This is a genomic window from Leisingera sp. G5_S3_59_S7, from assembly GCF_054968485.1.
The window spans coordinates 1-16,108 of record NZ_JBQKUH010000053.1; the positions used below are offsets into that span (position 1 = coordinate 1).

At 65.8% G+C, this 16,108-nt stretch carries 16 protein-coding genes; 3 read left to right on the plus strand and 13 right to left on the minus strand.

The window, feature by feature from the left end:
• The first annotated feature begins 132 nt into the window (after nt 1–132).
• Nucleotides 133–552: a PRC-barrel domain-containing protein gene (locus ACTRWG_RS18265; protein WP_260030168.1), complete on the plus strand. Its 420-nt coding sequence runs from the start codon at nt 133–135 to the stop codon at nt 550–552.
• A gap of 74 nt (nt 553–626) precedes the next feature.
• On the opposite strand, the gene ACTRWG_RS18270 is transcribed toward ACTRWG_RS18265, so the two are convergent.
• Nucleotides 627–1,217 (minus strand): HD domain-containing protein, encoded by a 591-nt coding sequence (locus ACTRWG_RS18270; RefSeq protein ID WP_462829755.1) that lies wholly within the window; start codon nt 1,215–1,217, stop codon nt 627–629.
• 99 nt (nt 1,218–1,316) lie between these two features.
• Here ACTRWG_RS18270 and ACTRWG_RS18275 point away from each other — a divergent pair, with 99 nt between their 5' ends.
• Nucleotides 1,317–2,168, plus strand: coding sequence for a LysR family transcriptional regulator (locus ACTRWG_RS18275; protein ID WP_260030170.1), 852 nt, complete (start codon nt 1,317–1,319; stop codon nt 2,166–2,168).
• A gap of 22 nt (nt 2,169–2,190) precedes the next feature.
• Here the strand turns inward: ACTRWG_RS18275 and ACTRWG_RS18280 are convergent, their stop codons facing one another.
• From ACTRWG_RS18280 to ACTRWG_RS18295, 4 genes are all read right to left on the minus strand, one after another.
• Complete coding sequence (locus tag ACTRWG_RS18280) at nt 2,191–2,526, minus strand: carboxymuconolactone decarboxylase family protein (RefSeq protein ID WP_260030172.1); 336 nt, start codon at nt 2,524–2,526, stop codon at nt 2,191–2,193.
• 74 nt (nt 2,527–2,600) lie between these two features.
• Nucleotides 2,601–3,257, minus strand: a complete 657-nt coding sequence (locus tag ACTRWG_RS18285; RefSeq protein ID WP_027235006.1) for a DUF938 domain-containing protein — start codon at nt 3,255–3,257, stop codon at nt 2,601–2,603.
• Nucleotides 3,257–4,327, minus strand: coding sequence for an NAD(P)/FAD-dependent oxidoreductase (locus tag ACTRWG_RS18290; protein WP_027235005.1), 1,071 nt, complete (start codon nt 4,325–4,327; stop codon nt 3,257–3,259). Before ACTRWG_RS18290 ends, ACTRWG_RS18285 begins: the two co-directional genes overlap by 1 nt.
• A 4-nt stretch (nt 4,328–4,331) precedes the next feature.
• Entirely contained in the window at nt 4,332–5,282 is a 951-nt protein-coding gene (locus ACTRWG_RS18295; protein ID WP_462829756.1) for an aldo/keto reductase, read from the minus strand.
• 132 nt (nt 5,283–5,414) lie between these two features.
• Here ACTRWG_RS18295 and ACTRWG_RS18300 point away from each other — a divergent pair, with 132 nt between their 5' ends.
• Nucleotides 5,415–5,996, plus strand: coding sequence for a hypothetical protein (locus ACTRWG_RS18300; RefSeq protein WP_027235003.1), 582 nt, complete (start codon nt 5,415–5,417; stop codon nt 5,994–5,996).
• A gap of 2 nt (nt 5,997–5,998) precedes the next feature.
• Here ACTRWG_RS18300 and ACTRWG_RS18305 read toward each other — a convergent pair whose 3' ends face one another.
• The 8 genes from ACTRWG_RS18305 to xdhA all read right to left on the minus strand — a co-directional run bounded on the left by ACTRWG_RS18305 (nt 5,999) and on the right by xdhA (nt 16,052).
• Complete coding sequence (locus ACTRWG_RS18305; RefSeq protein WP_462829757.1) at nt 5,999–6,355, minus strand: VOC family protein; 357 nt, start codon at nt 6,353–6,355, stop codon at nt 5,999–6,001.
• 192 nt (nt 6,356–6,547) lie between these two features.
• Nucleotides 6,548–7,624, minus strand: coding sequence for a BMP family ABC transporter substrate-binding protein (locus tag ACTRWG_RS18310; protein ID WP_027235001.1), 1,077 nt, complete (start codon nt 7,622–7,624; stop codon nt 6,548–6,550).
• Nucleotides 7,625–7,690: 66 nt separating this feature from the next.
• On the minus strand, nt 7,691–8,611 hold the full coding sequence (locus ACTRWG_RS18315) for an ABC transporter permease (protein WP_027235000.1): 921 nt from the start codon (nt 8,609–8,611) through the stop codon (nt 7,691–7,693).
• Between the two features lies 1 nt (nt 8,612).
• Nucleotides 8,613–9,695 carry an ABC transporter permease gene (locus ACTRWG_RS18320; RefSeq protein WP_027234999.1) on the minus strand — a complete coding sequence of 361 codons (1,083 nt, stop codon included), beginning with the start codon at nt 9,693–9,695 and terminating at the stop codon, nt 8,613–8,615.
• A 91-nt stretch (nt 9,696–9,786) separates the two neighbouring features.
• Nucleotides 9,787–11,304, minus strand: a complete 1,518-nt coding sequence (locus ACTRWG_RS18325) for an ABC transporter ATP-binding protein (RefSeq protein WP_462829758.1) — start codon at nt 11,302–11,304, stop codon at nt 9,787–9,789.
• Nucleotides 11,301–12,236 (minus strand): xanthine dehydrogenase accessory protein XdhC, encoded by a 936-nt coding sequence (xdhC, locus tag ACTRWG_RS18330; protein WP_462829759.1) that lies wholly within the window; start codon nt 12,234–12,236, stop codon nt 11,301–11,303. Before xdhC ends, ACTRWG_RS18325 begins: the two co-directional genes overlap by 4 nt.
• Nucleotides 12,226–14,631, minus strand: a complete 2,406-nt coding sequence (gene xdhB, locus ACTRWG_RS18335; RefSeq protein ID WP_462829760.1) for a xanthine dehydrogenase molybdopterin binding subunit — start codon at nt 14,629–14,631, stop codon at nt 12,226–12,228. Before xdhB ends, xdhC begins: the two co-directional genes overlap by 11 nt.
• On the minus strand, nt 14,628–16,052 hold the full coding sequence (gene xdhA / locus ACTRWG_RS18340) for a xanthine dehydrogenase small subunit (protein WP_462829761.1): 1,425 nt from the start codon (nt 16,050–16,052) through the stop codon (nt 14,628–14,630). Before xdhA ends, xdhB begins: the two co-directional genes overlap by 4 nt.
• Nucleotides 16,053–16,108: the final 56 nt, after the last annotated feature.

Consider the following 16,108-nt stretch of genomic DNA (forward strand, 5'->3'; position numbering starts at 1 on the left):
CGCGCCTGATGCCTTTGCACCGCCGGCGCAGCGGCGGCCGGGCTTAGCGGCAGGAATTTTCTGGGGTTTTCAGGAACTTTCCTGCCCGGTGCCCGTTCTCCTTATGAACGAACCAGAAAAGGAGAATGCACCATGAAACGCATCGCAATGATCGCCCTGGCTGCTGGTATGGCCGCTGCGCCCGCTCTTGCAGAAACCGCTATGGACACCAAGGATCTGATCCGCACCCGCGATATCACCGGCGGTGACATTTACACCCTGAACGGCCCGATGGACGAAGACACCTGGGGTAACTGGGAAGCTGAAGGCGTTGGCCCGGACTGGAACGACATCGGTGAAATCGAAGACATCATCCTGGACCGCAATGGCATGATGAAGGGCGTTGTGGCCGAGGTTGGCGGCTTCCTGGATGTCGGCGACAAGCACGTGATGATCCCGGTGGAAGACATGCGTCTGGCCCCGGTAGATGACAAGCGCTACGTGATCGTCACCCGCTATACCGAGGAGCAGTTGGAAGAACTGCCGTCGGTCGACGAAGGCTGGTGGGACTAACCGCACCATTGTTTTATTGAGGGGCCATCAGGCCCCTCTTTTTCTTTGCGGAAGGCTGTCCCGGTGTACGCGGATCAGTCTTTCGCCGTTTCCGCCAGTTCCATATGCCCCCAGCCGCGCGACAGCACCTTGCGCAGGATCGGTTCGAAGAATTCCAGCGGCTTGGTGGGATACTCCGGGTCAAAGGCGCATTGGTCGTACTTTTCGCAGAAATACCGACAGTTCTCCCAATAGGGGCTGTCGCGGTATTTGTCCCGCGCGTTGCGATCGCCGCCGAAGTGGTGGTTGTAATAGAAGCCCTGAAACACGCAGTGATGCTTGAGGATCCAATAGGTCTTTTCGCTGACGTAGGGCTTCATCATTGCCGCCGACAGCTCGCCATGGTTGTAGGGGGACAGGATGTCGCCGGTGTCATGCACCAGCGCCGCCACGATGATCTCGTCATCGGCGCCGTCCTCCCAGGCGCGGGTCGCGGCCTGCAGGCTGTGCTGGTAGCGGTTCACCGGGTACGGGGTCCAGTCCTCGTCCAGTGAGCGGATGGCATCGAGGATCCGATCGGGCAGGGCGGCGTTATAGGCCTCCTCGTATTTTTCCACCGCGGCCCAGTCTTCGGGCGTGGCTTCGGTGAAACTGGTCCAGGTGGGCTTGTGGCTTTTGTCCAGCATTGGCGCGGTCCTTTGGTTGATCTGCTGGCAGACTAACGAGTCCCGGGTGAGCAGGAAAACGAATTGATTTGCTCAGACTGATTGGGAATATTGATCAACATGCAGATCAATTCTTTTGAGACCTTCCTGGCGATTGAGGCCACCGGCAGCTTTCACGGCGCGGCGCGGGTGCTGAATGTCACCCAGACCACGGTCAGCGCCCGCATCAAGGCGCTGGAGGACCGCCTGGGCGTGGCGCTGTTTGAGCGCGGGCCCGGCGGCACCCGGCTCAGCGAGGCGGGGCGTCAGTTCATGCCATATGCTGAGCAGATTGTGCGGACCTGGGAGTTCGTCTCCGGCGATCTGAAGGCGAGCCTGGCCGGGCGGGTGCCTTTGCGGCTGGGGGCGCAGCTGTCGGTCTGGGATCCGGTGCTGGTGGATGTTGCGGTCTGGCTGGAGGCGGAGCAGGGCACGGTGCCGTTCACGCTGAACTATGACCACGCGATGAACATGGGCGAGGCGGTGGCGCGGCGGCTGCTGGACCTGGCGATCGTCAACGAGGTGCCCGCGGGCAGCGGGCTGGCGGCGGAGGAGCTGCCGCCGGAGCGGCTGGTGCTGGTGTCTGACCAGCCGCTGCGGCTGGGCCGCGATGCGCTGCCCTTGTTCATCAACCTGGAATTCGGCAGCGAGTACGACGCCCAGCTGCGTGATGTTCTGCCCCGCCGCAGCCGTCAGCACATCGTTCTGGGCAATGCGCTGATGGGTCTGCGCTACCTGATGAAGCGGGGCGGCATGGGGTATTTTCCAGCCTATATGGCGGCAGAGGCGCTGGCGGCGGGGCAGATCCACGCTGTGGAGGCAGCGCCAGAGATCAGCCTGGGCTGCAAGGCACTGTACCTGCCGGACAATCCGGGCCTGCCCCATATCCGTCAGGCGCTGCAGGGGCTGCACGCGGTGCGGGCTGCCGGATAGGGGCTGAATTCCGCTCCGGGCTTCAGCGTGCCAGCTGGTCGAAACACTCCATCGCCTTGGCCGCATACATCATCGCCGGGCCGCCGCCCATCTGGATCGACATCGCCAGCACATCCCCGACCTCGGCGCGGCTGGCGCCAGCCTTGACCAGCGCCTCCACATGCAGGCCGATGCAATCCTCGCAGCGCAGCGCCACCGCGATGCCCAGGGCGACGAATTCCTTCTGCTTGAATTCCAGAACACCGCCCTGTTTCACCGCCTTGCCAAGCGCGCCAAATGCCTGGGCGGTTTCCGGGATCGCCCCGTTCAGATTGCGCAGGCCCTTGCGGGTCCCGTCCAGTTTCTCGTGCCAGTCCATCTGCTGTTCCCTCAATAATACATTCGGATTATTGAAGGTGTATGGGCGGCGGGGTCGCGCAGCTTTGATCCAGGTCAGATGGCCGGTTTTTCCGCGATTAGCGCCAGGTTGTTAGCGGGCATCTCCACCGCGTGCAGCAGCTCCAGCCCGGCGCCGTGCAGCCAATCGATGACGTCGAAGTCGTCCTTGTAGCCGATCTCTGGGTCATGGGCGGAGAGCGCCGCGTGAAACGCCCGGTCGCCGTCGCTGGTCAGCTCACCGCCGCGCAAGAAGGGGCCGTAGAGCACGAAGCGTCCGCCGGGGGCGAGGGCGGCGGCGGCCTCGCGGATCAGGGCGCGGGCCTCGTCTTCGCTGATCAGGTGCAGCAGGTTCACCAGCACAATCAGATCCTGGCCGGGATGCGCTGCGCCCCAGCCGGGGGCGGTGGCGTCGAGCTGCACCGGCGGAAGGATGTTCCTGAGGCCGCTCTCTTCGGCATAGGCCCGGATGCTGTCAAGCCGGACCTCCTCCACCTCGCTGGGCTGCCATGTCAGGCCGGGCAGCCGGGCGGCATAGGCCGCCGCGTGCTGGCCAGTGCCGCTGGCCAGTTCCAGCGCGCGGCCCGTGGCGGGGGCCACCTCTGCCAGCAGATCGCACAGCACGCCGCTGTTGCGGGCGGCGGCGGGGGCAAACAGCTTGCCGTCCTCCGGTGCCGCCACCGAGGCCGCACCGGGAACCGGGCGCACCGGCATCAGCGCAGCCGGGCGGGCGACAGGGCCGCCACCGTGTCCGCATCCAGCACCGGCGCGCGGCCCGCCACCAGGTCGGCAATCAGCTGCGAGGCGGCGGGTGCGGTCATGATGCCATAGCCGCCCTGGCCTGCGCACCAGATGAAATCGGGCTGATCCGGATCCGGACCCAGCACCAGGGTGCCGTCGCGGACAAAGCTGCGCAGCCCGGCAAAGTTGCTTTCGACCCGGGTGACCGGCTCGGTCACCATTTCCTCATAGCGCGCCAGCCCCTCGGCCAGCACCATGTCGTCGGCATAGGCGTCATGCGGGTCCACCAGGCCGGTGTCCGCGGGGGAAACCAGCAGCTTGCCTGCATCGGGCTTGGCGTACCAAGTCTCGCCCACGCCCAGCAGCATCGGCCAGCCGCTGACATCATGGCCGCCAGGCGCCGGCAGCCGCGCCATCGAACGCCGTTTGGGCTGCAGGCCGATCGCTGCCACCCCGGCCAGCGCCGCGACCTGATCCGCCCAGGCGCCCGCGGCGTTGACAAGCTGACGGGCCTGATAGGTCTGGCCGCCCGCGGTGACCTCCCAGCCGTCTTGGATACGGGTGATGGCTGTCACCGGCGCCTTGGTCACGGTCCGGCCGTCCGCGGCGCGCAAGGCCTTGGCGAAATCCTGCAGCATCCGGTCGGTGTCGATATCCTCTGCCGCGCCGCTTATGGCGGTATAGCCGACGGTCCCGGGGTTCAGGATCGGCACCATGGCCAGGGCCTCCTCCAGCTCCAGCGTGGCCATGCCCAGTTCATCCACATCGCGGGCAAAACCGGCGCCATCGTCCTTGGCCCCGACCAGCATCAGCCCGCGCGGCGACAGGTAGCCGTTCTCGCGCAGGTAGGCGGCGCTGGCGCGGTTCAGGTCGATGGTGGGGCCGTGGCCGTAATTTTCCTCAAACAGCGCGGCAGAGCGGCCGGAGGAATGGTAGCCAAGCGCGTCCTCCATCTCCAGGAGGGTGACGCTGCCCAGGTCCGCAAGCCGGGCGGCGGCGCTGATGCCGGCCATACCGCCGCCGATGACGATGAAATCCTGCATGGGTCTAATCCTGTTCTTCCAGCCGGTCAGTCGCGGGCGCAGGCCGCGGGCTGAAGGCTTCGATTATATTATAAAGCTCTGCGTCCATTTCAAAATCCAGCGCTGCCAGCGAGGGCTGCAGCTGCTGCACGCTGCGGGCGGAGATGATCGGCATCGGAAACGCAGGGTGCGCGGCGGCCCAGGCCACGGCCAGTGTGGCCGGATCGGTGCCGCGCTCCGCCGCGAGGGCTGACAGGCGCTGGGCGGCTGCATGCATGTACTCAGCGCCGTAGCGGGCGCGGTAGCGGTCGTCTTCTGTGATGCGGCCGCTGCCGCCGCCGGCATATTTGCCGGTCAGGAGCCCGCCGCCCAAGGGGGAGTAGGGGGCCACGGCGATGCCCTGGTCGGCGCACATCGGCAGGATCTCGACCTCAGCCTGGCGTTTCACCAGCGAATACATCGGCTGCAGGATGTCCACGCCGGTGCCGGAGGCCAGCGCCGCCATCTGCGCCTTCATCACCTGCCAGGCGGCAAAGTTCGACAGGCCAACGTAGCGGATCACCCCCTCGTCCTTGAGCGCGGCGAAACAGTCCATGGTTTCGCGCAGGTCCGTGTCCGGGTCGAACCGGTGCAGATAAAACACGTCGACCGTATCGAGCCCCAGACGGCGGCGGCTCTCATCCAGCTGGGTGCGCAGGTTGGCAGCCCCCGCGCCGCCGGTGTAGCCCGCCTTGGTGGCGATCAGCAGCTGGTCGCGGTCGTTCTTGATCAGGCGGCCCAGGATCTGTTCCGACCGGCCATCGGTATAGACCCAGGCGGTGTCGAAGTGATTGATCCCGGCGGCGCGGCAGGCGGCATACATCCGGGCCGATTGCGTCTCATCGGCGCGGCCGCCGAACTGCATGGTGCCAAAGGCGAAACGGCTGGCCGGGGCGCCGTCGGGGGCGGTCAGAATCTTGCGTGCGGTCTGGGTCATGGCGCGGAGCTTGGCACAGGGGGGCAAGCAGGGAAAGGCGGTTTCCGCGGTCTGCCGCAACCCGTGAGCAGTGCCATAATCCGGCCCGGTTTCCTTGCCATGATAGCCGGTGCAGCGGAACGGAGAGGGAAAGTGAAACAGTTTCTGATGATCGGGGCAGCGGCCCTGCTGGCAGCCTGCGCGGCGCCGGAAAAGCCGGATTACTGGTCGGCAACCCGCACCGGCTATGGCGCGCAGCCGGCGGCCGGGGTTGAGACCGGCGGGCCGGATTACCGGACAGCAGCCTTGGCAGAGGCCGGATACTATACCAGCGCCATGCGCCCGGGCCTGCACAAAACCCGCACCGGCGCGCCCTGGCTGGTCTTTCATTCCGCAAGCTACCAGGGCGGTGGCCAGCCGCAGGCCGGCCGGGCTGCGGCGCAGTCAGCCATGGCTTACTCCAGCTCGAAATGGAAATCCCCCTATGCGGCTCAGACCGGTTTGGGGGAGGCCAGGACCCGTTTCCGGATCGTGACTGTGGATGGCAGCAGTTTTGCCGTGCTGAACAAGATCCGGTTGCCGCTGAAGCATCTGTTTGCCTCCGACAGGGAGCAGCTGGAGAAGCTGACCGAATATGCGGCGCAGCTGGCCGGCTGCACGGTCACCGGTCCGGCGCTGGTGCGGCGGGTCGACGGCGCCGCGCAAAAGCTGGCGGCGCCGGTTGTCTGCTCCTGACCCTAGTCGGCGAAACAGATTTTGTTTCTGTCCAGGTCCCGCACATATGCTGAAAACCGCGGTCCGCGCTGCCCAGGCGCGCCCTCGCAGGTGCCGCCCAGCTCAATCGCCTTGCTGTGCAGCCTGGTGACTTCGGCGGCAGAGCCGAGGCTGAACCCTACCATGGTTCCATTGCCATTGGTGGCCGGTTCGCCGTCGAAGGGCAGGGCGGCGGCAAAGGCAAAATCGTCCATCAGCCAGTAGGTCATTCTCTCGCTCGGACGGATCTTCGCAAGTCCCGAGTGTTCGAACAGGGCGTCGTAGAATTTGACCGACGCGTCCATGTCGTTGGTGCCAACAACGGCGTAGTTCAGTTTCAAAGGTTCTCTCCAATGTGCTTCACAGCTTCCCGGATGGCCGGGCCAGGTATGCTGGCGGGCGGCCGGTGGAGCGGGGTCTACAACAGGAGAGTGACAGGGCGTGTCAGCAGGCTTTGCCGGCATCCGACACCCTGCCGCAACAGAAAAGGCCCGCCGGGTGGCGGGCCTTTGTGAGTCTCGTAAGGGGGCCGCTTACTGCGGAATGTCGCCTTCGAGGCCTTCGACATAGAAGTTCATACCGGCCAGGGTGCCGTCGTCGGCGGTTTCACCCTCTGCCAGCCAGTCGCTGCCGTCCTGCTTTTTCAGCGGGCCGGTGAAGGGGTGGTAGGAGCCGTCCGCGATCGAGTCCTTGATAGCCAGAGCAGCCTCTTTCACGTCCGCCGGAACAGCGTCAGAGATTTCGCCGATGCCCACCATGCCGGCGCCGATGCCGTCCCAGGTGTCGACCGACTCCCAGGTGCCGTCCATCACAGCCTTGGTGCGGGCAATGTAATAAGGTGCCCAGTCATCAATGATCGAGGAGACGCGCGGCTTAGGCGCATATTCCGACATGTCGGACGCCTGGCCGAAGGTGATCACGTTGCCCGCGGCCTGTGCAGCCGCCTGCGGCGCGGTGGAGTCGGTGTGCTGCAGGATCACGTCGGCACCCTGTTCGATCAGCACCTTGGCGGCGTCCGCTTCTTTGGCCGGGTCGAACCAGGTGAAGGCCCAGACGATCTTGAACTCTACGTCGGGGTTCACTTTCTTGGCGTGGATATAGGCAGAGTTGATGCCGCGGATCACTTCCGGGATCGGGTAGGAGCCGATGTAGCCGATGATGTTGCTCTCGGTCATGTGGCCCGCGATGGTGCCCTGCACCGCGCGGCCCTCATAGAAGCGGGCGGAATAGGTCGAGACGTTGTCCGCGCGCTTGTAGCCGGTGGCGTGCTCGAACTTCACGTTCGGGAATTTCTTGGCGACGTTGATGGTCGGGTCCATGTAGCCAAAGGAGGTGGTGAAGATCAGGTCGGCGCCTTCCAGCGCCATCTGGGTCATCACCCGCTCGGCATCCGGGCCTTCGGCCACGTTTTCCACATAGACGGTTTCGACCTTGTCGCCGAATTCGGCCTCAACCGCCTTGCGGCCCTGGTCGTGCTCATAGGTCCAGCCGCCGTCGCCGACGGGGCCGACATAGACAAAGCCCACTTTGGTCTTGTCTTCGGCCAGCGCCGCGCCCGCGGCCAGGCCAAGCGCCACGGCGGCGCTGGTCAGGAGGTTGGTCAGTTTCATCAAAGGGACTCCCCAGTTGGTTTTGGTTGGCCCCGGCAGCCGGGGCGGTCAATGAGGCCCCCCGCACTAGCGGGAGGCGTGGAAATTGCGGCCAAGCGCAGCGGGTGCGCCGCTTTTGTCCGCGGAAAGGATAACAAGCACCAGGATGGTAATCAGATAGGGCGACATTGCCAGATACTCGACCGGGATGGCAACGCCTGCCGCCTGCAGATTAAGCTGCACCACGGTGACCCCGCCAAACAGATAGGCACCCAGCAGCGCGCGCCAGGGTTTCCAGCTGGCAAAGACCACAAGGGCGAGCGCAATCCAGCCGATGCCGGCGGTCATGCCCTCGGTCCACTGCGGCACCCGGATCAGGCTGATGTAGGCGCCGCCGAGGCCCGCACAGGCGCCGCCGAACATGATCGCCATCAGACGGATCTTGATCACCTTGTAGCCCAGCGCATGGGCAGCATCGTGGTTCTCGCCCACCGCGCGCAGCACCAGGCCGAGGCGCGAGTATTTCAGCACCCACCAGACGGCAGCGGTCAGGACGATGCCGAAGTAGAGGATGATGTCGTGGCCGAACAGGATCGGGCCAACGACGGGCAGGTCGCTGAGCACCGGGATGTGAACATCGCCCATCTGCGGCGGCTTCACACCGACATAGGACTGCCCCATCAGCGCCGACAGGCCCAGCCCGAACAGTGTCAGCGACAGGCCGGAGGCCACCTGGTTGGCCTGGGCAAACTGGGTGAGGATCGCAAACAGGACCGACAGCGCCGCGCCTGCGATGGCAGCGGCAATGAAGCCCAGGAGGGGCGAGCCGCTTTCCACTGCGGTGGCAAAGCCCGCGATGGCGCCAACGATCATCATCCCCTCGACCCCAAGGTTCAGCACGCCGGATTTCTCGACCACCAATTCACCGATGGCCGCCAGCAGGAGCGGGGTTGCCGCCACCATCAGCGAGGCGATGAGCAGGACCGGGTTGATTGCAGAAAGATCCATGTTACGCCACCTCCGGCTTGCCGATTGCGATCCGGAAATTGGTCAGCAGGTCAAAGGCCAGCAGGAAGAACAGAAGCATCCCCTGGAAAACCTGAATGGCTGCGGCCGGCAGCTGCAGGTTCGACTGCGCGATATCGCCGCCAATGTAGGTCAGCGCCATCAGCCCGCCTGCCAGCAGGATGCCCACCGGATGCAGGCGGCCCAGGAAGGCCACAATGATCGCGGTAAAGCCATAGCCGACGTTGAAGTCGATGCTGATCTGGCCGGAGGGGCCGGAGACCTCGAACATGCCGGCAAGACCTGCCAGAGCACCAGAAGTGCCAAGGCAGAACAGCACCAGCCGGGTGGGGTTCACGCCTGCAAAGCGCGCCGCCCTCGGTGCCTCGCCGGTCAGGCGGATGTGATAGCCGGTCATGTGCCGGTTCAGCAGCACATAGGCAAAGATCACTGCAATCAGCGCCGCCACCACGCCCCAGTGCATGCCGGTGCCCGCGATCAGCTCGGCGTTATGGGCGCTGTCCCAGGCTTGCAGGTTGCGTGAGCCGGGGAAGCCGAAACCCTCGGGGTTCTTCAACAGGCCCAAGGAGACCGAGGCGAGGAACTGTTCGGCCACATAGACCAGCATCAAGGAGACCAGGATTTCGTTGGTGCCAAAGCGTGTCTTGAGGATCGCCGGGATCATCGCCCAGATCCAGCCGCCGAATGCGCCGGCAAGGACCATGAAGGGGAAGATCAGGAACGACTCGGAGGGGTAGAAGGCAAGGCCGGCCCCGGCGCCGAAGATGGCGCCCATGATGTACTGGCCCTCGGCGCCGATGTTCCAGATGCCTGCGCGAAAGCCCAGCGACAGGCCGATGGCAATCAGCACCAGCGGCGCGCCTTTCACCAGCAGCTGCGGGCGGTAGTAGAAGGCGAACTCGCCAAACAGCGGCTCCCAAAAGATGGTGCGGATCGCCTCAACCGGCGGTTTGCCAAGCGCGGCAAACAGCAGCCCGCCGAAAAACATCGTCGCCAGCACCGCCACCAGCGGCGTCGCCATCGACCAGGCCCGCGACGGCTGCGGCCTTTTCTCAAGCCGGATCATTCAAGCGGCTCCCTTTTCATCTTTCCAAAAATACTCCCGCCCGCTGCCCGGCAGGCGGCTTGGCCGCCGGGCGGGGAGGCGTCGCAAACTCTCAGACATGCGCCACCTCCATCCCATGCGCGCCGCCCATCATCAGGCCGATCTCGTCCACCGTCAGCCCCGCAGCCTTGCGCGGCGCGCTGAGGCGGCCTTCGTTCAGGGCGGCAAAGCTGTCGGAGATTTCCATCAGCTCATCCAGGTCCTGGCTGATGCAGATCACTGCGGCGCCCTTGGCGGCCAGATCCAGCAGCGACTGGCGGATCGCGGCGGCGGCGGCGGCATCGACGCCCCAGGTCGGCTGGTTGACCACCAGCACCTCGGGGTTCTGCAGCACCTCGCGGCCGATCACGTATTTCTGCAGGTTGCCGCCCGACAGCGACCGCGCCGCATTGCCGGGGCCGGGGGTGCGCACGTCAAACGCCTTGATGATGCGCTCGGCGAAGTCTTTGGTCTTGCCCCAATCCAGAAAACCGTTCTTCTCCAGCCCCTCGCGCACCGAGCCGGTGAGCATGGCGTTTTCCGTCAGGCTCATATCAGGCGCGGCGGCGTGGCCGAGGCGTTCCTCGGGTGCTGCCAGCACGCCGAGCTTGCGCCGGGCCGTGGGGCCCAGCTTGCCGATGGGCTGCCCATGCAGCTTCACCGCATCCGCCTCGGTCAGGGTTTCGCCGGAGAGGACGCCCAGCAATTCGTCCTGGCCGTTGCCGGCAACGCCGCCGATGCCGAGGATCTCGCCCTTGCGCACGGTCAGATGCACGTTCTTCAGCGCGGTGCCGAAGGCGGATGGCGCCGGCACCGACAGTCCCGAAATATCCATCGCGACGGGGCCGAACTCGCGGGCTTCGCGCTGGGGTGTTTGCAGGGTGCTGCCGACCATCATTTCCGCCATATCGCGGGCCGAGGTGTCAGCCGGGGTGCATTCGCCCACATTCTTGCCCAGCCGCAGGATGGTGGCGTGGTCGCACAGGGTGCGGATTTCCTCCAGCTTGTGCGAGATATAAAGGATCGAGGTGCCTTCGGCGCGCAGTTTCTGCAGGGTTTCGAACAGGATATCGACTTCCTGCGGCGTCAGCACCGAGGTCGGCTCGTCCATGATCAGCAGTTTCGGGTCTTGCAGCAGGCAGCGAATGATCTCGACCCGCTGGCGTTCGCCCGCGGACAGGTCGCCGACGGTGCGGAACGGGTCCAGCGGCAGGCCGTAGGTTTCCGACACCTCGCGGATCCGGGCGGCGAGGTCGCGCATCTCCGGCGGGTTCTCCATGCCGAGCGCAATGTTCTCGGCCACGTTCAGCGCGTCGAACAGGGAGAAATGCTGGAATACCATGGCGATGCCGTCAGCGCGTGCCGCGCGCGGCTCAGCCGGGGCAAAGGGCTCCCCGCGCAAGAGCATCTGGCCGCTGTCAGGCTTCACCAGGCCATAGATCATCTTGACCAGCGTCGATTTCCCGGCGCCGTTTTCGCCGAGCAGGGCGTGAACCTCTCCCTCGCCGATGTCAAAGGAAACGGTGTCATTGGCCACAACCCCGGGGTAGGCCTTGGTCAGGCCTTGCAGGCTCAACAGTGGTACACTCACGCGCGCCGGTCCTCTCTCTGTTCGTCTTCTTTTCCATGCCGCAGCAGCTGCGCCGCAACACCGACCGCAATCATCTGCGGATGTTTTCCAAGTTCCGGATCGCCGATCGGGCAGGTGATCCTTGCGATTGCCCCGGAAGAGTGCCCCAGGGCGGCAAGACGCGAGCGGAACCGCGCCCATTTGGTTTTGGAGCCGATCAGCCCGGCAAAGGCAAAGCCATGACTCAACAGCGCGTGGCATAGCGCCAGATCCAGCGCATGGGAATAGGTCAGCACCAAATGCGCAGCGTTTTCAGGCGCATGGCGCACAAGGAGCGCAACGTCAGCTGCCGGAACCGCGGTGACGCCGGGGGGGATCTCTGCCGGGAAACGCGCGGCGTCGGTGTCCACCCAGGTGATCTGCAGGTCCGGCAGCGGCGCCAGCACATTCACCAGCGCCCGGCCGACATGGCCCGCGCCCCAGATCCAGACCGGTAGCTGCGGCTGGTGCACCGGTTCAATCATCCAGCCATCCACCAGCTGCGGCGCCGGCGCCAGCCCCTGGCTGCGGGCGTCCGCTAGGAGCCGCTTCACCGCCATCGGCATCAGCGCCGGGCTGGCCGGGCGGGCGATGATGTCCGCGTCCAGCGCGGCCAGGTCTGCGGCCTCGTAGACTTCGCTGAAAAGCGTCACCGCACCGCCGCAGCACTGGCCCAGGTCCGGCCCCAGCGCGTGGGTGCTGATCTGCTTGGGGGCCACTTGCCCGCGGGCGGCCTCTGCCGCCTCATATTCCAGGGTGCCGCCGCCGATGGTGCCGGACTGGCCGTCCTGCCAGACCAGCATCGCGGTGCCCGCCTCCCGCGGGGAGGAGCCGCGGATGGCGGCAATCACCACCCGCACCACGCGGCCATGCGCGGCAACCGCCCGGCGCAGCTCCTCGACATCAAATCCCATCGCGCACTCTCCGGACCGCGCGCCAGACTTCTTCGGCGGTGGCGGGCGCGTTCAGCGCCGGGTAGGCGGTGCCAAAGGCAGCGACTGCATCGCTGAGGGCCAGCCAGGCGGAGATGCCCAGCATGAACGGCGGCTCCCCCACTGCCTTGGAGCGGTAAATCGTGTCCTCGCGGTTCTGGCCGTCGAAAAGATTCACGTTGAACACATCCGGCCGGTCGGAACAGGCGGGGATCTTGTAGGTGGAAGGCGCGTGGGTGCGCAGGCGGCCGGTATCGTCCCAGACCAGTTCCTCTGTCGTCAGCCAGCCCGCGCCCTGGACATAGCCGCCCTCGATCTGGCCGATGTCGATGCCCGGGTTCAGCGAGGCGCCGGCGTCATGCAGGATGTCGGCGCGCAGGATGCGGTTCTCGCCGGTGAGCGCATCCACCGCCACCTCTGTCACCGCGGCGCCGTAGGCGAAATAGTAGAACGGGCGGCCCTGGCCCTTGATCCGGTCCCATTCGACCTTGGGGGTCTTGTAGAAACCGGTGGCGGACAGGCTGACGCGGCCCTGGTAGCAGGCCATCGCGGCCTTCTCGAATGTCATCTCATCCTGACCGATCCGCACCATGCCGTTTGAAAACACCACATCGCCGGGATTGGCCTGATGCTGCAGCGCCAGATGCTCGGCCATGCGGCTGCGCAGGGTGTCGCAGGCGGCCTTGACTGCCATGCCGTTCAGGTCCGAGCCGGAGGAGGCGGCGGTGGCCGAGGTATTGGGCACCTTGCCGGTGTCGCTGGCAGTGATCTTCACCTTCTCCAGCGGGATGCCAAAGCGGCTGGCGGCGACCTGCGCCACCTTCTGGAACAGCCCCTGGCCCATCTCGGTGCCGCCATGGTTCAGATGCACCGAGCCGTCCTGGTAGACATGCACCAGCGCGCCGGCCTGGTTGAGATGTGTCAGGGTGAAAGAAATCCCGAACTTCACCGGCGAAAAGGCGATGCCCCGCTTCAGGTGGGTCTGGCCTTGGTTCCACTTGGCAATGTCCGCCTTGCGCGCCGCGTAGTCCGAGGATTTCAGCAGCTGCGCGGTCAGATCGTGCAGGATAAAGTCCTCGACCGGCATGTGGTAGGGCGTGGTCTGCACGTCCTTGGGCGGCAGGCTGGTTTTGGCGGGCTGCACTGGTGCGCCGCGGGAGGCGAGATCGGCGTCCGGGTCCAGCGGCTGGCCGGAGGTGTCCTGCGGTTCGCCTGCGGGCGCGTCTGGTGATTGCATCGGCGCGTAGTAGTTGCGCTGCCGCAGCTCAGCCGGGTCCATCCCCAGGTCATGCGCGATATGGTCCATCACCCGTTCGATCCCCACCATGCCCTGCGGGCCGCCAAAGCCGCGGTAGGCGGTGGCGCTTTGCCGGTTGGTGCGCAGGCGGTGGCTTTCGATGCGGATATTGGGGATGAGGTAAGCGTTGTCGGCGTGCAGCATGGCGCGGTCAGCGACCGGCAGCGACAGGTCCTGCGCCCAGCCGCAATCCACCAGATGCAGGAACTCGACGCCTTGCAGGCGGCCGTCCTCGCCGAATCCCGCACGGTAGGAGATGCGGAAGGCGTGGCGCTTGCCGGTGATCACCATGTCGTCGTCGCGGTCATAGCGCATCTTGCAGGGCTTGCCGGTCAGCCGGGCAGCGACGGCGCAGGCTACGGCCAGCGCGTTGCCCTGGCTTTCCTTGCCGCCAAAGCCGCCGCCCATGCGGCGGGTCTCGACCCGGACGGCGTGCATCGGCAGGCCGATCGCCTCTGCCACCTTGTGCTGAATCTCGGTCGGGTGCTGGGTGGAGGAGTGGACGTGCATGCCGCCATCCTCCTGCGGCAGCGCCATGGCCGCCTGGCCTTCGAGATAGAAATGCTCCTGCCCGCCCAGTTCAAACGTGCCCTCGACGGTGTGCGGGGCGGCATCAATGGCTTTGGCTGCGTCGCCTTTGCGGTAGATGCGCGGGCCTTCCTCGAAACGGCTGTCGGCGGCCAGCGCGGCGTCCAAGGTCAGGAGGGCGGGTTCTTCCTGGTAGTCGACCTTGCCCTTGCGGGAGGCGATGCGGGCATTCAGGTGGCTGTCGGCCACCACCACAAACACCGGCTGGCCAACATAGTTGACGGTACCCGCCGCCAGCAGCGGCTCGTCATGGATCGAGGGGGAGACGTCATTGGAAAACGGCAGCCCCTTGGCGGTCAGCACCGCCACGACGCCGGGGCTTTGCTGCACTTCGCTCAGGTCCATGCCGGTGACATGGCCGCGGGCAATAGGGGAAACGCCGAAGGCCAGATGCAGCGTGCCGCGGGGGCTGGGGATGTCATCGGTATAACGGGCCGCGCCGGTTACGTGCAGCCAAGCGGAGTCATGGGGGAGGGGTTTGCTGACACTCATGGCCGCACCTCCAGCACCGAGACCGGCTGGCCGTTCAGGTCGGCGAAATAGCGGGTCAGCATATTGCGCGCGGTCTCCAGCCGGTATTCGGCAGAGGCGCGCATGTCGGACATCGGGGTGAAGTCCTGATCAAAGGCCTTGGCGGCGGCACCGATCGTGGTTTCGGTCCAGGGCTGGCCAGCCAGGGCCGCCTCGACGTGTGCGGCGCGTTTCGGAATGCCGGCCATGCCGCCAAAGGCGATGCGGGCGGCGGAGACCTTGCCGTTCATCACGGTCACGTTGAAGGCGCCGAGGACGGCGGAGATATCCTGGTCAAAGCGTTTCGACAGCTTGTAGACCTTCAGGGCGTCGGGCTGGCGCGGGAAACTGACGGCCTCGACGAACTCACCCGGCTGGCGGTCCTGCTTGCCGTAGTCGAGGAAGAAATCCTCCAGCGGCAGTTCGCGGCGGTCGCCGCCCTTGCGCAGATGCAGGGTGGCGCCGAGGGCAATCAGCGCGGGCGGGGTGTCGCCGATGGGGGAGCCGTTGGCGATATTGCCGCCGATGGTGGCGGCGGCGCGGATCTGCTGGGAGGCAAAGCGGCGCAGCATTTCCGCGAAGGACGGGTGCAGCGGATCCATCGCGGCGCGCAGGGCGTTCATGTCGGCCATGGCGCCGATGCGGACGGCGCTGTCCGTGACCTCAATGCCCTTCAAGTCATCGCAGCCGCCAAGGAAGATCATTTGCGGCAGGTGGCGGAGCTGCTTGGTGACCCAGAGGCCCACATCGGTGGCGCCTGCAATCAGGGTGGCCTCGGGGTGGGCGCTGTAGAGTTCGGCGAGTTCGTCGGATGAGGCTGGCAGGAGCGGGGGCGCTGCCGCCTGTTTGCCGGAAGGGGGCTCTGCCCCCCGGCCTGCGGCCTCCCCCCGGGACATTTCCGGCCAGATGAAGGATCCTTCTTGGGCGATCCAGTCGGGAACGGGGTCGTCTTTTGCGGCCTCGGCGGCGCGGATGATCGGGGCGTAGCCGGTGCAGCGGCAGAGGTTGCCTGCCAGCTGGTCGTCGAAATCCGTGGCGCCGTTGGCGTGGGCGGTGACCATCGACATGATGAAACCGGGGGTGCAGAAGCCGCATTGGCTGCCGTGGTGATCGACCATGGCCTGCTGCACCGGGTGCAGGCTGCCGTCCGGGCCGGAGGCACCTTCGACGGTGCGCACCGACTTGCCCTGCAGCTGCGGCAGGAACAGGATGCAGGCGTTCAAGGCCTTGGATCCACGTGAATCGGTGACCATGACAGTGCAGGCGCCGCAATCGCCTTCGTTGCAGCCTTCTTTGGTGCCGGTGAGGCCCTTTTCTTCGCGCAGCCAGTCCAGCAGCGTTACTGATGGGCTTGCGTCCGTGATGCGGACCGTTTCACCGTTCAGACGAAAGGTGAGTGCCATCTTCCCGAGACCCGCCGCGTTACCCCGTTGACCCGGTGTGCCTCCCTTCGATGCGG

Excerpts from the sequence above, each read along its gene's own strand:
- ACTRWG_RS18265 (WP_260030168.1), top strand. The coding sequence starts at position 133 with ATGAAACGCATCGCAATGATCGCCCTGGCTGCTGGTATGGCCGCTGCG.
- ACTRWG_RS18270 (WP_462829755.1), bottom strand. The coding sequence starts at position 1,217 with ATGCTGGACAAAAGCCACAAGCCCACCTGGACCAGTTTCACCGAAGCC.
- ACTRWG_RS18275 (WP_260030170.1), top strand. The coding sequence starts at position 1,317 with ATGCAGATCAATTCTTTTGAGACCTTCCTGGCGATTGAGGCCACCGGC.
- ACTRWG_RS18280 (WP_260030172.1), bottom strand. The coding sequence starts at position 2,526 with ATGGACTGGCACGAGAAACTGGACGGGACCCGCAAGGGCCTGCGCAAT.
- ACTRWG_RS18285 (WP_027235006.1), bottom strand. The coding sequence starts at position 3,257 with ATGCCGGTGCGCCCGGTTCCCGGTGCGGCCTCGGTGGCGGCACCGGAG.
- ACTRWG_RS18290 (WP_027235005.1), bottom strand. The coding sequence starts at position 4,327 with ATGCAGGATTTCATCGTCATCGGCGGCGGTATGGCCGGCATCAGCGCC.
- ACTRWG_RS18295 (WP_462829756.1), bottom strand. The coding sequence starts at position 5,282 with ATGACCCAGACCGCACGCAAGATTCTGACCGCCCCCGACGGCGCCCCG.
- ACTRWG_RS18310 (WP_027235001.1), bottom strand. The coding sequence starts at position 7,624 with ATGAAACTGACCAACCTCCTGACCAGCGCCGCCGTGGCGCTTGGCCTG.
- ACTRWG_RS18315 (WP_027235000.1), bottom strand. The coding sequence starts at position 8,611 with ATGGATCTTTCTGCAATCAACCCGGTCCTGCTCATCGCCTCGCTGATG.
- ACTRWG_RS18320 (WP_027234999.1), bottom strand. The coding sequence starts at position 9,695 with ATGATCCGGCTTGAGAAAAGGCCGCAGCCGTCGCGGGCCTGGTCGATG.
- xdhC (WP_462829759.1), bottom strand. The coding sequence starts at position 12,236 with ATGGGATTTGATGTCGAGGAGCTGCGCCGGGCGGTTGCCGCGCATGGC.
- xdhB (WP_462829760.1), bottom strand. The coding sequence starts at position 14,631 with ATGAGTGTCAGCAAACCCCTCCCCCATGACTCCGCTTGGCTGCACGTA.
- xdhA (WP_462829761.1), bottom strand. The coding sequence starts at position 16,052 with ATGGCACTCACCTTTCGTCTGAACGGTGAAACGGTCCGCATCACGGAC.